The 17,918-nt window shown below is 66.2% G+C and carries 16 protein-coding genes; 10 read left to right on the forward strand and 6 right to left on the reverse strand.

The window, feature by feature from the left end; translation table 11 throughout:
• The first annotated feature begins 165 nt into the window (after positions 1 to 165).
• From secA to N5C88_RS12405, 5 genes are all read left to right on the forward strand, one after another.
• Positions 166 to 2,898, forward strand: coding sequence for a preprotein translocase subunit SecA (secA, locus tag N5C88_RS12385; protein ID WP_280015390.1), 2,733 nt, complete (start codon positions 166 to 168; stop codon positions 2,896 to 2,898).
• A gap of 13 nt (positions 2,899 to 2,911) precedes the next feature.
• Positions 2,912 to 3,631, forward strand: coding sequence for a VOC family protein (locus tag N5C88_RS12390; protein ID WP_280015391.1), 720 nt, complete (start codon positions 2,912 to 2,914; stop codon positions 3,629 to 3,631).
• 197 nt (positions 3,632 to 3,828) lie between these two features.
• Entirely contained in the window at positions 3,829 to 4,584 is a 756-nt protein-coding gene (locus N5C88_RS12395) for a GntR family transcriptional regulator (protein WP_059373720.1), read from the forward strand.
• A complete protein-coding gene (locus N5C88_RS12400; protein ID WP_280015392.1) occupies positions 4,581 to 5,567 on the forward strand; it encodes a tripartite tricarboxylate transporter substrate binding protein in 987 nt (328 codons plus the stop codon). The genes N5C88_RS12395 and N5C88_RS12400 overlap by 4 nt, the downstream gene beginning before the upstream one ends.
• Positions 5,568 to 5,628: 61 nt before the next feature.
• The gene (locus tag N5C88_RS12405) at positions 5,629 to 7,323 is read left to right on the forward strand and encodes a thiamine pyrophosphate-binding protein (protein WP_280015393.1); all 1,695 of its coding nucleotides are present in this window, start codon (positions 5,629 to 5,631) and stop codon (positions 7,321 to 7,323) included.
• Here the strand turns inward: N5C88_RS12405 and N5C88_RS12410 are convergent.
• Complete coding sequence (locus tag N5C88_RS12410) at positions 7,304 to 7,846, reverse strand: cysteine dioxygenase family protein (protein ID WP_280015394.1); 543 nt, start codon at positions 7,844 to 7,846, stop codon at positions 7,304 to 7,306. The genes N5C88_RS12405 and N5C88_RS12410 overlap by 20 nt on opposite strands.
• A gap of 181 nt (positions 7,847 to 8,027) precedes the next feature.
• On the opposite strand from N5C88_RS12410, the gene N5C88_RS12415 reads away from it, so the two are divergent.
• The 3 genes from N5C88_RS12415 to N5C88_RS12425 all read left to right on the forward strand — a co-directional run bounded on the left by N5C88_RS12415 (position 8,028) and on the right by N5C88_RS12425 (position 10,121).
• Positions 8,028 to 8,810, forward strand: coding sequence for an SDR family oxidoreductase (locus N5C88_RS12415; RefSeq protein WP_059373717.1), 783 nt, complete (start codon positions 8,028 to 8,030; stop codon positions 8,808 to 8,810).
• A gap of 81 nt (positions 8,811 to 8,891) precedes the next feature.
• Complete coding sequence (locus tag N5C88_RS12420; RefSeq protein WP_042796425.1) at positions 8,892 to 9,350, forward strand: Lrp/AsnC family transcriptional regulator; 459 nt, start codon at positions 8,892 to 8,894, stop codon at positions 9,348 to 9,350.
• Between the two features lie 159 nt (positions 9,351 to 9,509).
• Positions 9,510 to 10,121, forward strand: coding sequence for a gamma-glutamylcyclotransferase (locus N5C88_RS12425; RefSeq protein ID WP_059373716.1), 612 nt, complete (start codon positions 9,510 to 9,512; stop codon positions 10,119 to 10,121).
• A 16-nt stretch (positions 10,122 to 10,137) separates the two neighbouring features.
• Here the strand turns inward: N5C88_RS12425 and pagP are convergent, their stop codons facing one another.
• From pagP to N5C88_RS12445, 4 genes are all read right to left on the reverse strand, one after another.
• Positions 10,138 to 10,692, reverse strand: coding sequence for a lipid IV(A) palmitoyltransferase PagP (pagP, locus tag N5C88_RS12430; protein WP_280015395.1), 555 nt, complete (start codon positions 10,690 to 10,692; stop codon positions 10,138 to 10,140).
• Between the two features lie 129 nt (positions 10,693 to 10,821).
• Positions 10,822 to 12,294, reverse strand: coding sequence for a magnesium transporter (mgtE, locus tag N5C88_RS12435; RefSeq protein ID WP_054457586.1), 1,473 nt, complete (start codon positions 12,292 to 12,294; stop codon positions 10,822 to 10,824).
• A gap of 10 nt (positions 12,295 to 12,304) precedes the next feature.
• Positions 12,305 to 12,715: an acyl-CoA thioesterase gene (locus tag N5C88_RS12440; protein ID WP_054457585.1), complete on the reverse strand. Its 411-nt coding sequence runs from the start codon at positions 12,713 to 12,715 to the stop codon at positions 12,305 to 12,307.
• 105 nt (positions 12,716 to 12,820) lie between these two features.
• Positions 12,821 to 13,909 (reverse strand): YeiH family protein, encoded by a 1,089-nt coding sequence (locus N5C88_RS12445; protein WP_059373714.1) that lies wholly within the window; start codon positions 13,907 to 13,909, stop codon positions 12,821 to 12,823.
• Positions 13,910 to 14,043: 134 nt separating this feature from the next.
• Between N5C88_RS12445 and N5C88_RS12450 the strand changes: the two genes are divergently transcribed.
• The gene (locus N5C88_RS12450; protein WP_059373713.1) at positions 14,044 to 14,937 is read left to right on the forward strand and encodes a LysR family transcriptional regulator; all 894 of its coding nucleotides are present in this window, start codon (positions 14,044 to 14,046) and stop codon (positions 14,935 to 14,937) included.
• A gap of 3 nt (positions 14,938 to 14,940) precedes the next feature.
• Here N5C88_RS12450 and N5C88_RS12455 read toward each other — a convergent pair whose 3' ends face one another.
• Positions 14,941 to 16,137 (reverse strand): M20 aminoacylase family protein, encoded by a 1,197-nt coding sequence (locus N5C88_RS12455; protein ID WP_059373712.1) that lies wholly within the window; start codon positions 16,135 to 16,137, stop codon positions 14,941 to 14,943.
• Positions 16,138 to 16,212: 75 nt separating this feature from the next.
• Between N5C88_RS12455 and N5C88_RS12460 the strand changes: the two genes are divergently transcribed.
• Positions 16,213 to 17,913 carry an AMP-binding protein gene (locus N5C88_RS12460; RefSeq protein ID WP_059373711.1) on the forward strand — a complete coding sequence of 567 codons (1,701 nt, stop codon included), beginning with the start codon at positions 16,213 to 16,215 and terminating at the stop codon, positions 17,911 to 17,913.
• The last annotated feature ends 5 nt before the right edge of the window (positions 17,914 to 17,918 follow it).

Here is a 17,918-nt window from a genome sequence, read left to right on the forward strand (position 1 = left end):
CGGCCGGCAGTGCTGCCCTGGCCATAGGTTCAGGCTATTGCGCTCCAGGTGCGTTAAACTGGTTCGTTTTCCAGCGGACCCCCGCTCAACCAATAACATCAAGTCACGGGTGACGCTGCTCCGGCCTTTCGTGGGCGCGGCGTGGCTCGTGCGGCCGACATACGCATGGTTTCTCTGCTCAAAAAACTCATAGGCAGTCGCAACGACCGGCTGCTTAAGCAGTATCGCAAGCTGGTAACCCAGATCAATGGGCTCGAACCCAAGATCTCCGCGCTCTCCGACGCGGAACTGGCGGCCAAAACCGAGGAATTCCGGTCCCGTCACGCCCAGGGTACGTCCCTGGACGATCTGCTGCCCGAAGCTTTCGCGGTTGTGCGCGAAGCCGGCAAGCGGGTGTTCGGCATGCGCCACTTCGACGTGCAGATGCTGGGCGGCATCGCCCTGCACAGCGGCAAGATCGCCGAAATGCGCACGGGCGAAGGCAAGACCCTGATGGCGACGCTGCCGGTCTACCTGAACGCGATCGCCGGCAAGGGCGTGCACGTGGTCACGGTGAACGATTACCTGGCGCGCCGCGACGCGGAATGGATGGGGCGCCTGTACCACTTCCTGGGCCTGAGCACCGGCGTGGTCGTGCCGCAGCAGCCCAACGAGGAAAAGAAGGCGGCCTACCAGGCCGACATCACCTACGGCACCAACAACGAATTCGGCTTCGACTACCTGCGCGACAACATGGAATACCGTGTTGAAGACCGTCGCCAGCGCGGCCTGTTCTACGCCATCGTCGATGAAGTGGACTCGATCCTGATCGACGAAGCCCGTACGCCGCTGATCATCTCCGGTCAGGCCGAAGACCATACCGAACTCTACGTCCGCATGAACGCGGTGCCGCCGCTGCTCAAGCGCATGGCGCACGAGCCCAAGCCGCAGGAGCCGGAACCCGAAGGCGACTACTGGGTTGACGAAAAGAGCCAGCAGGTCTACCTGTCCGAAGCCGGGCACGAGAACGCCGAAGGCATCCTGTCGCGCCTGGGCATCCTGCCGGAAGGCGAATCGCTGTACGACCCGCGCCATATCGCGCTGATGCACCACCTGATGGTGGCGCTGCGCGCCAACACGCTGTTCTTCCGCGACCAGCAATACGTGGTGCAGGACGGCGAAGTGGTCATCGTCGACGAATTCACCGGCCGCCTGATGGTGGGCCGCCGCTGGTCCGACGGCCTGCACCAGGCGGTCGAAGCCAAGGAAGGCGTGAAGATCCAGCACGAGAACCAGACGCTGGCGTCGATCACGTTCCAGAACTACTTCCGCATGTACGAAAAGCTGTCCGGCATGACCGGCACGGCCGATACGGAAGCCTACGAATTCCAGGAAATCTACGGGCTTGAAACGGTCATCATCCCGACCAACAAGCCCATGGTCCGCAAGGACCAGAACGACCAGGTCTTCAAGACCGACGGCGAAAAGTACAACGCCATCCTCGAAGACATCCGCGACTGCCACGAACGTGGCCAGCCGGTGCTGGTGGGTACCACCAGCATCGAAAACTCCGAGCTGCTGTCGGGCCTGCTGAAGAAGGCCAAGCTGCCGCACGAAGTGCTGAACGCCAAGCAGCACGCCCGCGAAGCCGAGATCGTTGCCGAGGCCGGCAAGCCTGGCCACATCACCATCGCCACCAACATGGCGGGCCGCGGTACCGACATCGTGCTGGGCGGCAGCGTCGATAAGCAGGTCGACCTGATTCGCGCCGACGAATCGCTGTCCGATGCCGAAAAGAGCGCCCGCATCGAGAAGGTGCGCGCTGAATGGAAGCCGCTGAACGAGCAGGTCAAGGCTGCCGGCGGCCTGCGCATCATCGGCACCGAACGCCACGAATCGCGCCGTATCGACAACCAGCTGCGTGGCCGTGCGGGCCGCCAGGGCGATCCGGGCTCGTCGCGCTTCTACCTGTCGCTGGAAGACTCGCTGATGCGCATCTTCGCGGGCGACCGCGTGCGCGCCATCATGGAACGCCTGAAGCTGCCCGAGGGCGAGCCCATCGAGGCCGGCATGGTGACGCGTTCGATCGAGACCGCGCAGCGCAAGGTGGAAGGCCGCAACTTCGACATCCGCAAGCAATTGCTGGAATACGACGACGTCGCCAACGACCAGCGCAAGGTGCTGTATTCGCAGCGCAATGACGTGCTGGAAGCCGCCAGCGTGGGCGCCACCGTGCAGAACCTGCGCGACGCCGCCGTGACCGAGATGTTCAACACCTACGTGCCGCCGGAATCGGTGGAAGAACAGTGGGATGTGCCGGCGCTGCAGACGGCGCTGGAGGCTGACTGGCATGTGCAGTTGCCGCTGACGGAAATGCTGGAAAAGGAAGCCAACCTGACCGACGACGACCTGCGCGAACGCGTGGTGGGCGCCGCGCGCGAGGCCTACCAGGCCAAGGTCGACCAGGTGGGCACGGAATCGTGGTCGCAGTTCGAGCGTTCGATCATGCTGCAGGCGATCGACACGCACTGGCGCGAACACCTGTCGGCGCTGGACTATCTGCGCCAGGGCATCCATCTGCGCGGCTATGCGCAGAAGAACCCCAAGCAGGAATACAAGCGCGAAGCCTTCGAACTGTTCTCGGGCATGCTGGATCGCATCCGCGACGACGTGGTCCGGGTGCTGATGACGGTGCGCGTGCAGTCGCAGGAACAGGTCGAACAGGCCGAGGCCGAAGCGGCGCAGCCGCACGTGCAGAACGTGCAGTACCACCATTCCGACTACGAAGCGCTGGCCCAGTCTGAATCGGACAGCGGCGCGCAGCCCGTGCGCAATGCCTTGCCCAAGGTCGGCCGCAACGACCCGTGCCCTTGCGGCAGCGGCAAGAAGTACAAGCAGTGCCACGGCAAGCTCGTCTGATCCAGGAGTCATCATGCTGCATTCCGTCGGCCGCACTGAATTCGACCATGCCGTGGTCATGGTGCGCGACCGGCTGGATGCGCTGGCCCCGCATTTCGAGCGCCAGGGTTTTCACCTGAGCGACAAGGCGGTGCATAACCTGGGGTCGTGCAACCGCTTGATCGTGCTGGAAGGCACGTACGTCGAATTGCTGGGCTGGCCGCCCGGCGCGCCGCCCGCGCGCAAGGAAATCGCTGATTCCCCGTTCGGGCTGGAGGCGCTGGTGTTCCGCACCCATGACGCCGAAGCCACCCGCGAACGCCTGCTGGCGGCAGGCTTTGCCGTCAATCCCGTCCAGGAACTGAGCCGTCCCGCCATGATGGATGGCCAGGAAGTCCAGGCCCGTTTCCATACCGTGCGTTTCGCCGAGCAACCCTTGCCCGGCATCCGCATGTATTTCTGCCGCCATCTGACGCCCGAATGCGTGTGGTCGCCTGAACTCATGGCGCATCCCAACGGCGCGCGCAGCTTGCTGCGCATCGATGCCCGCGCGCCCGACGCGCGTGCGGTCGCCGAACGCCTGGCGCTGGTGGCCGGCGTACCAGCCGAAGCCGCCAGCGGCGGCTGGGACGTGCCGCTGGCCAACCTGCGCATCCACGTGAGCCAGGATGCCGCCGCGGCGGGGCCTACGCTGTCGACGTTGACCCTGGAAAACAAGGACGGCGCGCACTACACGCTGGATACCGGCCTGTAAGCGCCAGGCGGCAGATGCCGCTGAAGAACAAATCGCCCGCAGCGTCCGCGCCGCGGGCTTTTTTTCGTCCCGAGGGTCATGGCGAGTGCGGCTGACAATAGCCCGCTTTCGGGGAAACCCGGGGTTGTTGGGTCAAGTGTATGCACTTTAGTATGCAATTCATTCCCGACGATCCAACCGAACCCAGGTGATCCGGCATGACGCAACCCTCAGTCGCAATCCGGCCTGCAGCGCGCACCAAGGAAGCGCAGGCCGAGCTGTATGGCGCGGTCAAGGCGATGGCCGTGCGCTTCGAATTCAAGCCTGGTGAACGCATCAACGAGGTCGAGCTGGCCCGCAGGCTGAACGTCAGCCGCACGCCGCTGCGCGAGGTGCTGAACCAGTTGATGGTCGAAGGTTTCCTGACCCGTTCGGTCAACCGCGGCTTTATTGCCCGCCTGCTCGACGCCAAGCAGATCCACAGCCTTTACGAATACCGCGCCGTGCTGGAGGCGGGCATCGTACGCGCGGCCTGCGAGCGCGCCACCGACCAGGAGCTGGCGAGCCTGCGGGAATTCGTCGAGCGTTCCCGCGACGTACCCGAGGACAGCGACGCCACCCGCTTGCTGGAACTCGATGAGGCCTTTCACCTGACGCTGGCGCGCTACTCGCGCAACGAGGAGTTCGTGCGCGCGCTGGAAAGCGTCAATGCCCGCATTCATTTCGTGCGCTGGATCGACATGCAGCAAGGACGCCGCAGCCATACCCAGGGCGAGCACCTGCGCATCGTCGAGGCGCTGGAGCGGCGCGACATCGACGCCTTGCCGGGACTGATGAGCGCGCACATCGGCCGCCGCCTGGACCAGATCACCGACGTCATACGCACCGGTTTTTCCACGATCTACATGCGGGACCAGGCCGAACCCGCCACGGCAGCGCCGGCCAACACCATACAAGCAGGGGAAATGCTATGAATCACGGGATAAAGCGCGGACTGGCTGCGCTATGCATGCTGTCCGCCACGGCGGGGGCCTTCATTGCGGCGCCGGCCGCGGCCGAAGAGCGGCCGCTGGTGCTGGTCGTGCCGTATCCGCCCGGAGGCAGCACCGACATCCTGGCGCGCATCCTGCAGCCGCGCCTGTCGCAGCAATTGGGCGGCCGTGCGGTCGTGGTCGAAAACCGGCCGGGGGCGGCCAGCCAGATCGCCACCGCCTTCGTGGCGCGCGCCGAACCCGACGGCAACACGCTGCTGGTCAGCTTCGACAACCACGGCATCAACCCTGCCGTGAAGCCCAAACTGCCCTACGACACCTTCAAGGACTTCGTCGCCATTTCGCAGACCGTGCGCTTCCCGCTGGTGCTGGGCGCCAATCCCAGCGTGCCGGGAGACAACCTGAACGAGTTCCTGGCCGCGGCCGCCAAGCAGCCGCCCAACAAGTTCAACTACGCGTCCACCGGCGTGGGCTCGCTGAACCATCTGGCGCCCGAAGAGCTCAAGCGCCTGTCGAAGGTGGAGTTGCTGCACGTGCCGTACGGCGGCGGCGGACCGGCCATCCAGGCGGTGGTGGGCGGCCAGGCCAGCATGACCTGGCTGAGCTTTGCGGCGCTGCGCGGCCAGATCCAGGCCGGCAAGATCAAGCCGCTGGCGGTGGCCGGCGACAAGCGCCTGCCCGATCTGCCCAACGTGCCGACCGTGGCGGAGTCCGGCTTCCCAGGCTTTGTCGCCTATTCCTGGAGCGGCATGTTCGCGCCCAAGGGCACGCCGGAAGCGACCGTGAAAAAGCTGACGGCCGACTTCAAGGCGGTGCTGGCCGACCCGGAAATCCGCAAGAAGGTGACGGACGCGGGTTTTGAGATCGTGGCCTCCGACGGCCCGGCGCTGGACGCCTACGTGAAGTCGGAATACGACCGGTGGAGCGCCTTCATCAAGAGCAGCAACATCAATCTGGACAACTGAACGAGGCGCGGCCGGCGGAGCGCCGTGCGGCCGCGATGCGTGCAACACAAATGGAGATGACATGGAAAACATGACCGGCGCCGAAGCCATGGTGCGCATGCTGCAGCACAACGGCGTCAAGCACATATTCGGCCTGTGCGGCGACACCAGCCTGCCGTTTTACGACGCGCTGTACCGGCTGGACCACGGCATGCAGCACATCCTGACGCGCGACGAGCGCAGCGCCGGCTACATGGCGGACGCCTATGCTCGCGTGACCGGCAAGGTCGGCGTGTGTGAAGGCCCCAGCGGCGGCGGCGCGACCTATCTGCTGCCCGGCCTGGTGGAGGCCAACGAATCGTCCATACCGGTGCTCGGCATTACTTCGGACGTGGCAGTGGGCTCGCGCGGCAAGTATCCGCTGACCGAGCTGGACCAGGAAGCCTTGTACCGTCCGCTGACCAAGTGGAACCGCACCATCGACCGCGCGGACCAGATTCCCGGCATGGTGCGCGCGGCCTTCCGCGCGATGACGACGGGCAAGCCCGGCGCCGCCCATTTGTGCCTTCCGTACGACGTGATGAAGCAGCAGGTGGACGCGTCCGATGTCTGGGCCCAGCCCGAACATGGGCGCTTCCCGTCCATGCGCTACGCGCCGGATCCCCTGGACGTCGCGCGCGCCGCGCAGCGGCTGGTCGGCGCTCGCGCGCCCGTGATCATCTGCGGCGGCGGCGTGGTCATCGCCGGCGCCAGCGGCGCCCTGCAGGAGTTGGCCGAATCGCTCAAGGCCGCGGTCTGCGTGACCGTGAGCGGGCAGGGCAGCCTGGCCGACACCCATCCCCTGAATGCGGGCGTGGTCGGCTCCAACGGCGGCGTGATGGCGACGCGCGATGTGGTGGCCGCGGCCGACGTGGTGCTGTTCGTCGGCTGCCGCGCGGGCTCCACGTCGACCGAGCACTGGCGCTTCCCCAACCGCGACGTGCCCATCCTGCACATCGACATCGACCCCATGGTGATCGGCGCCAATTACCTGACCGAAGTCGGCATGGTGGGCGACGCCAAGCTGGCGCTGGAAGCCCTGGGCGTGGAGGTGGCGGCGCGCCTGGCGCACCGTCCGTCCGACGCCGCCGACGGCGCGGTGCTGGCCGGCCGCGCCAAGGAGGCGCGCCGCGCGCAGCTGGAGCCGTTGGCCCACAGCCTGGACGCGCCCATCCGCCCCGAACGTGTGGTGCAGTCCTTGAACCGCCTGCTGCCCGACGACGCGGTGGTCTGCGCCGATCCCGGCACGCCTTGCCCGTATTTTTCCGCCTACTACGACGTGTCGCGCCCCGGCCGGCACTTCATCACCAACCGCGCCCACGGCGCGCTGGGCTTCTCTATGTCGGCCGCCCTGGGCGCCTGGGTGGGCCGGCCCCAGTCCAAGTGCGTGTCGGTGATGGGCGACGGCAGCTTCGGCTTCACGGTGGGCGAACTGGAAACCATCGTGCGGCACAAGGCGCCGCTGCTGATGGTGGTGTTCTCGAACTCGGTCTATGGCTGGATCAAGGCCAGTCAGAAAGCGGGCTACGACAAGCGCTACTACAGCGTGGATTTCAACCGTACCGACCACGCCCGCATCGCCGAGGCCTATGGCGTCAAGGCGTGGCGCGTCGAAGACCCGTCCAAGCTGGATGCCGCCATCAAGGCAGCAATGGAGCACGACGGTCCGGCGCTGATCGACGTGGTGGCGCAGCCGCTGCAGGACGCGGCCGCGCCGGTCAGCCAGTGGATGGGTTGACACTGTCGACCAGGTGATTGACGCCGGTGCAGAGATCGTCCCGGGCCATGCCGTAGATGTGCAGCGACACGGCAATGTCCGGGCCGGCATTGCCCAGGCGGTGGATCTGGCGCAGGCCTTGCGTGGCGGTGACGATGTCGCCAGGGCGGCGGATCACCGTGCCGCAGGCCTGGGCGACGGCGGACTCCTGATCCCAGCGATAGTGGGTTTCCGTGAGTTCGCCCTGCAGCACCTGATAGGTGCACCAGGTCTTGTGGGCATGCACCGGGCTGAATTGGCCGGGCCGCCAGATCAGGTAGGCCATCGTGAAGGCGCCGTGCGGATCGGCGTAGGCGATATGGCGGGTGTAGGACTCGGCCCGTCCGGCGCGCAGCTCCGCGGGCAGGTTCTGCAGCATGTCGCCGGCGCTGGCGACGCTGGCGGCCAGGTCGCGCAGCAGGGCGCGCGCGGCGTTCAATTGGGCGGACTGCACCGATGCGCATAGCGATTGCAGGCCGCCGCCGGCGAGTTGGATGGAAGACATGGCAGGCCTCCAGGCAGAGCTTCCATGGTAGGAGCTTGCGCTGGAATGCCTTTGCCAAATTCGGCGCGTCAGGGCCGCGGATTGGAAAAATATTCCATTCCGCCCGGCAGCCCCGCGCTCCTATACTGGTCTGCTTTGGCGCAACGCTGCGCCGGGCAGCGCAATGACAGGGGAGTCAGGCATGGATCTGGGGATCAGCGGCAAGTCGGCACTGGTATTCGGCGGCAGCCGCGGCATGGGCCGGGCCTGCGCCCTGCAACTGGCGCGCGAGGGCGTGGCGGTCACGATCGCCGCCCGCAACCCCGCCACGCTGGAGCAGGCCGCGGCCGAGATATCGCATGAGACCGGGATAGGCGTGGGCTGGGTGTCGGCCGACCTGACGCAGGCGTCGGGCCGGGATGCGGCCATGGCCGCCTGTCCCCATCCGGACATCCTGATCAACAATGCGGACGGCCCGCTGCCGGGCGACTTCCGCAACTGGAGCCACGACGACTGGATCGCGGCGCTGGACGGCATGATGCTGGGCCCCATCGACATGATCCGGCGGGTCGTGGACGGGATGATGGAACGGCGCTTCGGACGCATCGTGAACATCGTCTCGCGCAGCGTGAAGGCGCCGCATGCTGAACTCGGCCTGTCCAACGGCGCGCGCTCGGGCCTGATCGGCTTCGTCAGCGGCCTGGCGCGCCAGACCGTGCGCCACAACGTCACCATCAATAACCTGCTGCCTGGGGCCTTCGCCACGGACGCGCAGGTCCGGCACATACAGGGCATGCTGGAGCAGGCCGGCGGCAAGAGCTTCGAACAGCTCTGGGACGAGCGCGGACGCGCGAATCCGGCCGGGCGCTACGGCCAGCCCGAAGAGCTGGGGGCGCTGTGCGCCTATGTCTGTTCCGCGCAGGCCGGCTACATGACCGCGCAGAACATCCTGATCGACGGCGGCGGCTACCCCGGGACCTACTGAAGTCCGGCGCCCCGGGGGGAGCAGGCTGGACGCGGGCTGGCGGAACGGGCAAGATTGGGGCCGATCCAGCCGAGGAAACCCATGGACCAGACGGACATCAAGATACTGGCCTTGCTGCAGAAGGACGCCACCTGTTCGGTCGCCGAGATCGCCGAGCAAGTGCACCTGTCCGTCACGCCCTGCTGGCGCCGCATCCAGAAGTTGAAGGATGACGGCGTCATCGCCCGCAACGCCATCTTGCTGGATCCCTGCGCGCTGGGCCTGAACCTGACGGTCTTCGTCTCCATCAAGACCAGCCAGCACAACGAGAAATGGACGCAGAGTCTGATCAATGCCGTGATGGCCTTGCCCAACGTGGTGGAGTTCCACCGCATGGCAGGCGACGTCGATTATCTGCTCAAGGTCGTGGTCGAGGACATGGCGGCCTATGACCGCTTCTACCGGCGCCTGATCGCTGCCGTGGACCTGCTGGACGTCAGCGCCAGCTTCTCGATGGAAGTCATCAAAAGCACCACGGAATTGCCGCTGGACGCGGTGTAGGCGGGCGCGCGCAATTTTTTTTCCATGGCAGGGGGCGGCGGGGATGCAAATTCCATTCGGCCCGCCGGCCGGCCCCCATCACGCAATTCTTTTGCGCAGGCTACGGCGTAGGATATCCGCACTCCCATCATGGGATGAATCGGGATATCAGAGGACCCTATGTCGTTGGCAGTACCCGCCGGCTGCGCCGGTACGGAAAATTCGCGGCGCGCGCTTTCGGTGGATGACCTGCTGGGCGGCTGGAACGGCGTCGACGACCTGTGGGTGTTCGCCTACGGTTCCCTGATATGGCATCCCGGTTTCACCTGGCGCGAACGTCGGCTGGCAACAGTGCGCGGCTACCACCGGTCCTTGTGCCTGTGGTCGCACGACCATCGCGGCTCGCCCGACAACCCCGGCCTGGTGTTCGGCCTGGACCGCGGCGGCTGCTGCCGCGGCGTGGCCTTTCAGATCGCCGCCTGCGACGTGCCGGCGGTGTTCCAGGCGTTGTGGCGCCGGGAAATGGTCACCGGCGCCTACACGCCGCGCTGGCTCACCTGCCATACCGAAGCCGCGCCGGTGCGCGGGCTGGTGTTCCTGCTGAACCGGGCCTGCCAGGAATACGCGGCCGGCCTCAGCGACGACCGTCTACTGGCGTCCGTGCGCAATGCCGTGGGGCATTCCGGGCCTTGCCTGGACTATGTCGTGGAAACCGAGCGCGCCCTGCGCGCGCACGGCATCGACGATTGGCGCCTGGGTGATCTGGTGCGCAGGCTGGGTCAGGCGTTCTGACGCCTGAAGGTAAGCGTCAGAAGCGCCAGCGGCCGAACATGAACAGCACGTTGCCCGCGCCGGCTGACCCCGGGATGTAGGTCGCGTAGAGCATCGTGTCCTTGTAGCTGGCGCTCACCAGCGGCAGGATGCCGGGGAACGGCACATAGCTCATGATGTCGTGGCGCGCCGTCAGGAAGACGGTGTAGCCTGCGCCCAGGCGGACGTTTTCACTGACCCGCCCGATCTTCAGGAAACCGTAGCCGGCGATGGGTTCGACCTTGCTGTGCGAATCCAGGAAGGCCATGGCGTACAGGCCCTGCCAGTCGCCGTCTTCGTCGTAGATGCTGCGGCCGTAGCCGCCGCCCCATGCCAGCTCGTTGAAGCTGTCGATCTTCTCTTTGCTGTAGGTGGCGCGGTTGTGCCAGGAATAGCCGGTGAAGTACAGGTCGTTGCCGCCTTCCGTCCAGATCTGGTCAAGGCGGTTACAGGCGGACTGCGCCCATGCGGGCATGCTGTCACAGGCCTGGGCAGTGGCGGCGAAGGTGGCGAGCAGCAGGCAAAGGATTGCCGCCCGGAATCTTGCGGTCATTGTGGGCGCTGAAAGGGGGAAGATGACAATCCCATTACTGTAATGGAACAGTCGTCCTCGACCCTGTCAGCTAGCTGTCAAGCAGGCGCCGCCAGAGGGAAGCGGATTTTTCCTGCTGTTGTATCCCCACTACAGCAGGAAAATCGTGGCCAGGCCCAGAAAGATGAAGAAGCCCAGCGAATCGGTGGCGAAAGTCAGGAGCACCGAAGAACCCATGGCAGGATCCTTGCCGAAGCGGGCGCGCACCATCGGCACCAGCACGCCGACCGACGCGCCGACCAGCATGTTGCAGACCATGGCGGCCATCATCACCAGCGCGATCGACACCGAGTGCGAGATGACCCAGGCGAACAGCGCTGCCACCAGGCTGCCGCACAGGCCCACCATCAGGGTGACGAAGAGTTCGCGCTTGACCAGCTGCCACAGGTTGCGGCCGGTGATCCGGCCCATCGCCAAGGCCCGGATGATCAGGGTCATGGTCTGGTTGCCGGAGTTGCCGCCGATGCCGGCCACGATGGACATGAGGAAGGCCAGGATGACGATCTGGCTGACCGTGCCTTCGAACTGGGAGGCCACGAAGGATGCCGTGGCGGCGGTACAGAGGTTGAACAGCAGCCAGGGGGCGCGGTTGCGCAGGGCGGTGGAGACGGGCGCGAAGATGTCTTCTTCCTGCAGACCGGCGCGCGACAGCGCCTGCTCCTGGGAGTCTTCGCGCATCACGTCCACCACGTCGGCGATGGTCACGCGGCCGATCAGGCGGCCCTGGTCGTCCATGACCGGCGCGGAAACCAGGTCGTAGCGTTCGAAGGCGCCGGCCGCGTCAGCGTCGGAATCCAGCGGGTTGAGCGTCAGGAAATCCGAGTTCATGACGGCGCGCACTTCGGTTTCAGGCTCGCTGACCAGCAGCTTGGACAGCGGCAGGATGCCCTGCAGCTTGTCCTGGCGGTCCACCACGAAGATCTGGTCGGTGTGGTCGGGCAGTTCGTGCAGCCGGCGCAGGTAGCGCAGCACCACTTCCAGGGTGACGTCCTCGCGCACCCGGACCATCTCGAAGTCCATGATCGCGCCCACGCTGTCTTCCGGATAGCCCATGGCTTCCAGCAGCTGCGCGCGTTCTTCTTCGGTCAGGCCCTTCTGGACTTCGGCCACCACGTCGGGCGGCAGGTCGGGCGCCAGGTCGGCCAGCTCGTCGGCGTCCATGTTGCCGGTGGCGGCAACCAGGTCCTGGCGGTCCATCGCTTCGATCAGCGATTCCCGCACCCAGTCTTCGACTTCCAGCAGCACGTCCGCGTCGTGCTCGGGGCTGACCAGCTTCCAGATGGCTTGCCGTTCGTCCTTGGGCAGCGACTCCAGGATGAAAGCGATATCGGCCGGATGCAGCCCGTCCAGCAGGGTCTTGAGTTCGGCCTCGTGCTGGCGGTGCACCAGGTCCTCGACCAGCGAGGCCTTGGAGTCGCCTTCCTCCTGGCGATGCACCAGATCGGCAACCAGTTGCTGGCGGCGCAGGCGTTCCTGCACTTCCGCCAGGGCGTGTTGGGCGTCTTCCGGGTCGAGGCGGCGGGGCGTCGCGGGCGGTTTCTGCGCGGCGGCGGACTGCGTCATGCGTTACGGCTCAAAGAGTGGGGAGGGGACGGCGGCGGCGGGCTTCGTCGGTGGCGACGTAGGTCAGCGTGGCCTCGGTGACCTTGACGATCTCGGCGTCCAGCCGCTGGCGCTCCGCGTAGACCTCGACGGACACCGTGACCGACGTCGTGCCGGTCTTGATGATGGCTGCGTAGAAACTGAGCAGGTCGCCCACGAACACCGGCTCTTTGAACTGGAAGGCGTTGACCGCCACGGTGGCCACGCGTCCGGCGGCGCGGCGCGCGGCGGGGATGGATCCGGCGATGTCGACCTGGGACATGATCCAGCCGCCAAAGACGTCCCCGTGGATATTCGCGTCCGCCGGCATCGGCATGACGCGCAACACCGCGTCGCGATCGGCGGGCAAAGTCGTAAACGGGGTTTTGGTGCTGGAGGTCATGCGGCCGACTCCACTGCTAGGGAACCAGCCGATTATGCAGGAAAAACGCGACAGCGGCGTGCGTGCGCAAAGCCCGCCGCGGCCTTGGGCGCGGCGGGCCAGGGATCAGGACGCCAGCTTGACGATGGCGTAGCCGCCGACCAACAGCCAGAGGTACAGGATCAGGCCCAGCGCCATCACCCGGGGGCCGGCCTTGCGGATCTGGGCAAAGCGGGTTTCGATGCCCAGCGCGGTCATGGCCATGGTCAGGGCGAAGATGTCCAGGCGGCGGATGGCGGCCACGGCGTCGGCGGGGATGATGTTCAGCGAATTGATGATGGCCAGCACCAGGAAGCCCACCGCGAACCAGGGAATGGGCAGCTTGGCGCCCTTGCCCTGGCCGCCGGCCGCATGCGAGGCCGCGCTGCGCAGATACAAGCCCAGGATCAACAGGACCGGCACCAGCAGGGCCACGCGGGTCATTTTCACGATGGTGGCGACTTCGGTGGTGGCGGGGTCGACATTGCTGGCTGCGCCGACGACCTGGGCGACTTCATGGATGGTGCCGCCGATATAGATGCCCAGGGCTTGGGTGTCGAGATTCAGCCAGCCTGCGTGATAGAGCACCGGGTACAGGAACATGGACAAGGTGCCGAACAGCACCACGGTCGCCACGGCCACCGCGCTCTTGTGCGGGGCGGCCCGCAGCGTGGGCTCGAAAGCCAGCACGGCGGCGGCGCCGCAGATGGCGCTGCCGGCGGCGGTGAGCATGGCGGTGTCGCGGTCCAGGCCCAGCAGGCGCTGGCCCACCACGGTGCCCAGCAGCAGCGTGCCCACCACCACCGCTACCGAAACCGCCAGCCCGGGCAGGCCCACGGCGGCGATCTGCTGGATGCTGATGTTCAGGCCGTAGAAGGCCACGGCGATGCGCAGCAGGCGCCTTGCGGTGAAGTTCACGCCCACGCCCCAATCGGCGGGCATGGTGCCGCGCAGGAAGTTGCCGTAGAGCATGCCGCAGACAATGCCCACGACCAGCGGCGAAAAGCCCAGCTGGCGGATCGCGGGCAGGTCCGCCAGCTGCATCACCGCGGCGGCCATCAAGCCGACGAACAGCACGCCATTGAGTTTGTCCCGCCACGGCGTGGCGGCGGGAGCGGCGGCGGGCGAGGCCGGGGTGGCGGGCAGGGGGACGGCGGTGCTGGAAGAGGTACTCATGGCTGGCCTTTTGGAGGAGGCATATCTAAATAACTTCACGAAATATTAATTTCCCGCCTACTATTTGAAAAATTTTTATTTCAGATATGTAATATCAGTAATTCTGATATTTAGGCGGCCCCGACCCGGCAACTATGACGCCCGACCAATTGCTTACCTTTGCCGCCGTGGCCGATGCCGGCAACATCAGCCGCGCGGCGCAGTTGCTGAACCTGTCCCAGCCCGCCGTTTCCGGCCAGCTGCGGATGCTGCAGGAATGGTTCGGCGAGCCCTTGTACCGCCGCAGTGGCCACGGCATCGCGCTGACTGAAGCCGGCGAACGCCTGGCGGAGCAGGCCCGCCAGTTGCGCCAGGTGTACCGGCAGGCCCAGGCGGTGCGCGAATCCTGGCGCGGACTGGAAACCGGCGATCTGCGCCTGGGCGCCAGCACCACCCCCGCCAGCTATCTGCTGCCCAGCCTGGTGGCGGATTTCCGCCATGCCTTTCCGGCGGTCAGCCTGCATCTGTCGGACGGCAACACGCGTGAAATAGTCGAGCGCCTGCCGGCCCTGGACCTGGCGTTCATCGAGGGCGACGTGCCTGCGGGGCTGCCCGCCGACACGGCCGTGCACGCCTGGCGGCAGGACGAAGTGGTGGCGGTGGTGCGCGCGGACCACGCGCTGGCGGGCAAGGGGGCGGTGATGCTGCGCGACCTGGCGACGTCGGCGCTGGTCATGCGCGAGCCTGGTTCGGGCGTGCGCCGGCTGGTGGAGCGTGCGTTTGCGGATGCGGGCCTGGCGCCGTCGGTGGGGTTGGAGCTGGCCGGCGTGGAGGGCGTGAAGCAGGCGGTGCGTGCCGGACTGGGCGTGGGCTTCGTGTCCGTCATGTCGATGCGTCACGAAGATGGGGCGCTGGCGGCCTTGCGCCTGTTGCCCAAGCCTCTGACGCGGACCTTGAGCATCCTGGTGCCGCACGCGGACGCAGCCGCCCGCGCCGCCGAACGCTTCCTGGCGATGTGCCTGGCGGTCGGGGCGGCGGACGGCGTTTGAGGGTCAGGCCTTGGCCAGGCGTTTGAGCGCCAGCTGGACCCAGTACGTGCCGCCCAGCGGCAGCAGCTCGTCGTTGAAGTCGTAGCTGCCGTTGTGCAGCATGCAGGGGCCCAGGCCGTGGCCGCTGTCTCGGTGTTCGCCGGTGCCGTTGCCGATCCACACATAACAGCCCGGCAATTCCTGCAGCATGAAGGCGAAGTCTTCCGCGCCCATGGTGGGCTGCACGTGATCGTTGACGTTGGCCTCGCCCACAAGGTCGCGCAGCACGTCGGCGCAGAACGCGGCTTCTTCAGCGTGGTTGATGGTCGGCGGATAGTTGCGCTGGAAGGTGAACTGCACCTCGCAGTCCATCGCCGCGCAGGTGTGGCGCGCGATCTCTTCCATACGGCGTTCGATCAGGTCCAGCACGTCCAGCGTGAAGGTGCGCACGGTGCCGCGCAATTCAGCATGGTTGGGCACGACGTTGTCGGCGCTGCCCGCATGGATCTGCGTGATGCTCAGCACCGCGGCGTCAAGCGGATTGCGGTTGCGCGTGATGATGGTCTGCAGCGATTGCGCCAGCTGCACTGCCGCCATGACGGGATCGATGCCCAGGTTGGGCATGCCGGCGTGCGTGCCCTTGCCCTTCACGACGATGGAGAACTCGTTGCTGGACGCCATGATGGGGCCGGCGGTCAGGCCGAACTGGCCGGCCTTCATGCCGGGCCAGTTGTGCATGCCGAACACCGCTTCCATGGGGAAGCGCTTGAACAGGCCGTCGTCGATCATGCGCTTGGCGCCGCCGCCGCCTTCTTCCGCGGGCTGGAAGATCACGTAGACCGTGCCGGCGAAATCGCGGTGCTGCGACAGGTATTGCGCGGCGGCCAGCAGCATGGCCGTGTGGCCGTCGTGACCGCAGGCGTGCATCTTGCCGGCGTGGGTGCTGGCATGCTCGAAGGTATTGACCTCCTGCATGGGCAGCGCGTCCATGTCGGCGCGCAGGCCCACAGCGCGGTCGCCCGGCAGATTGCCGCGGATGATGCCGACCACGCCGGTGCCGCCAAGCCCGCGGTCGATTTCGATGCCCCATTCTTCAAGTTTCGCCGCCACCACGTCGGCGGTGCGGAACTCCTCGAACGCCAGTTCGGGATGCGCGTGGATGTCGCGTCGGATCTTGGAAATGTCGTGATGCCACGCGACGATGGGTTCGAGCAGTTTCATGGGGCTCTCGGGCGAAAAAAGGGAACGCAACAAGGGTATCATCAATCAAAAACCAATTTAATGGAGACAAATACCATGACGCGTCCGTGGCTTGCCCATTATCCGCAGGGGGTTCCGGCGGAGATATCGACAGACGGTTATGCCTCCCTGACTGACTTGCTGGACCGGGCCTGCAAGCAGTACGCCTCGCGCATTGCGTGCACCGCAATGGGCAGCAACATCACCTATGCGCAACTCGATGCGCACGCGCAGGCTTTCGCCAGCTGGCTGCAAAGCGTGGGCCTGTCCAAGGGCGAGCGCGTGGCATTGATGATGCCCAACGTGCCTGCCTATCTGGTCAGCATGCTGGGCACGCTGCGCGCGGGCCTGGTCGTGGTGAACGTGAATCCGCTCTATACCGCCGAAGAGCTGCAGCGCCAATTGCTGGACAGCGGCGCGTCGGCCATCGTCATCCTGGAGAATTTCGCGCATACCTTGCAGCGCGTCACGGACCGCGGGCAGCTCAAGCACATCGTCGTGACGGGTCCCGGCGATCTGCTCGGCGGCCTGAAGGCGCCGCTGGTCAACCTGGCCGCGCGCTACGTCAAGAAGATCGTGCCCGCGTGGCAGATCGACGGCGCCCGCATGCTGCCCGACGTGCTGCACGACGGCGCGCGCCAGCGCTTTGCGCCGCCGGCGCTGTCGATGGACGATGTGGCCGTGCTGCAATACACCGGCGGCACCACCGGCGTGCCCAAGGGCGCGATGCTGTCCCATCGCAACCTGGTGGCCAATGTGCTGCAGACGGAAGCGGTGGCGCAGCCGGTGGTGCATGACCTCGCGGACCGGCAGCTCACCATCATCAGCGCGCTGCCGCTCTACCATGTGTTCGCAATGACCGTGTGCGGGCTGTATGGCCTGCATGCGGGCATGCGCAATGTGCTCATCATCAACCCGCGCGACCAGCCTTCGCTCATCAATGCATGGCGCAAGGTGCCGATCAACGTGTTCCCCGGCGTCAATACGCTGTTTAACGCGTTGGCGCACAACGAAGACTTCGCGCGCCTGGATTTCTCCGGCTTGCGGCTGACCTTGGGCGGCGGCATGGCGGTCCAGCAGCAGGTGGCCGAACGCTGGCTGAAGATCACCGGCAGGCCGCTGATCGAAGGCTATGGCCTGTCGGAGACCTCGCCGGTGGCGACCGTGAATCCCACCAATGCGACCGCGTATTCGGGTTCCATCGGCCTGCCGTTGCCATCCACCGACGTGGCCATCCTCGATGACGAAGGCCGTGAAGTGCCGCTGGGCGAACGCGGTGAAGTCGCCATCCGCGGCCCGCAGGTCATGCTGGGATACTGGCAGAAGCCCGAAGAAACCCGCCACTCCATGACCGCCGACGGTTACTTCCGTACGGGCGATATCGGCATCATGGACCAGCAGGGCTACACCCGCATCGTCGACCGCAAGAAGGACATGATCGCGGTCTCGGGCTTCAAGGTCTACCCGAACGAGGTCGAGGCGGCCGTGGCCCAGCATCCGGGTGTGCTGGAATGCGCGGCAATCGGCGTGCCGGACGAGCACTCGGGCGAGGCCGTCAAGGTGTTCGTGGTACGGCGGGATCCGACGCTGACCGAGGCGCAGATCCAGGATTGGTGCCGGGAAAAGCTGACCGGCTACAAGCGTCCGCGCTACGTGGAGTTCCGCGACGAGCTGCCCAAGAGCAACGTGGGCAAGATACTGCGCCGGGAACTGCGTCCCGACGCGGTGGCGGGCGTACCCGCAGACAAGGCGGCTTAGGGCCG

Source organism: Achromobacter sp. GD03932 (genome assembly GCF_029839485.1).
Taxonomy (GTDB): domain Bacteria; phylum Pseudomonadota; class Gammaproteobacteria; order Burkholderiales; family Burkholderiaceae_B; genus Achromobacter; species Achromobacter bronchisepticus_A.

Coding starts and splice junctions, on each gene's coding strand:
- secA (WP_280015390.1), top strand. CDS start 166: ATGGTTTCTCTGCTCAAAAAACTCATAGGCAGTCGCAACGACCGGCTG.
- N5C88_RS12390 (WP_280015391.1), top strand. CDS start 2,912: ATGCTGCATTCCGTCGGCCGCACTGAATTCGACCATGCCGTGGTCATG.
- N5C88_RS12395 (WP_059373720.1), top strand. CDS start 3,829: ATGACGCAACCCTCAGTCGCAATCCGGCCTGCAGCGCGCACCAAGGAA.
- N5C88_RS12400 (WP_280015392.1), top strand. CDS start 4,581: ATGAATCACGGGATAAAGCGCGGACTGGCTGCGCTATGCATGCTGTCC.
- N5C88_RS12405 (WP_280015393.1), top strand. CDS start 5,629: ATGGAAAACATGACCGGCGCCGAAGCCATGGTGCGCATGCTGCAGCAC.
- N5C88_RS12410 (WP_280015394.1), bottom strand. CDS start 7,846: ATGTCTTCCATCCAACTCGCCGGCGGCGGCCTGCAATCGCTATGCGCA.
- N5C88_RS12415 (WP_059373717.1), top strand. CDS start 8,028: ATGGATCTGGGGATCAGCGGCAAGTCGGCACTGGTATTCGGCGGCAGC.
- N5C88_RS12420 (WP_042796425.1), top strand. CDS start 8,892: ATGGACCAGACGGACATCAAGATACTGGCCTTGCTGCAGAAGGACGCC.
- N5C88_RS12425 (WP_059373716.1), top strand. CDS start 9,510: ATGTCGTTGGCAGTACCCGCCGGCTGCGCCGGTACGGAAAATTCGCGG.
- pagP (WP_280015395.1), bottom strand. CDS start 10,692: ATGACCGCAAGATTCCGGGCGGCAATCCTTTGCCTGCTGCTCGCCACC.
- mgtE (WP_054457586.1), bottom strand. CDS start 12,294: ATGACGCAGTCCGCCGCCGCGCAGAAACCGCCCGCGACGCCCCGCCGC.
- N5C88_RS12440 (WP_054457585.1), bottom strand. CDS start 12,715: ATGACCTCCAGCACCAAAACCCCGTTTACGACTTTGCCCGCCGATCGC.
- N5C88_RS12445 (WP_059373714.1), bottom strand. CDS start 13,909: ATGAGTACCTCTTCCAGCACCGCCGTCCCCCTGCCCGCCACCCCGGCC.
- N5C88_RS12450 (WP_059373713.1), top strand. CDS start 14,044: ATGACGCCCGACCAATTGCTTACCTTTGCCGCCGTGGCCGATGCCGGC.
- N5C88_RS12455 (WP_059373712.1), bottom strand. CDS start 16,137: ATGAAACTGCTCGAACCCATCGTCGCGTGGCATCACGACATTTCCAAG.
- N5C88_RS12460 (WP_059373711.1), top strand. CDS start 16,213: ATGACGCGTCCGTGGCTTGCCCATTATCCGCAGGGGGTTCCGGCGGAG.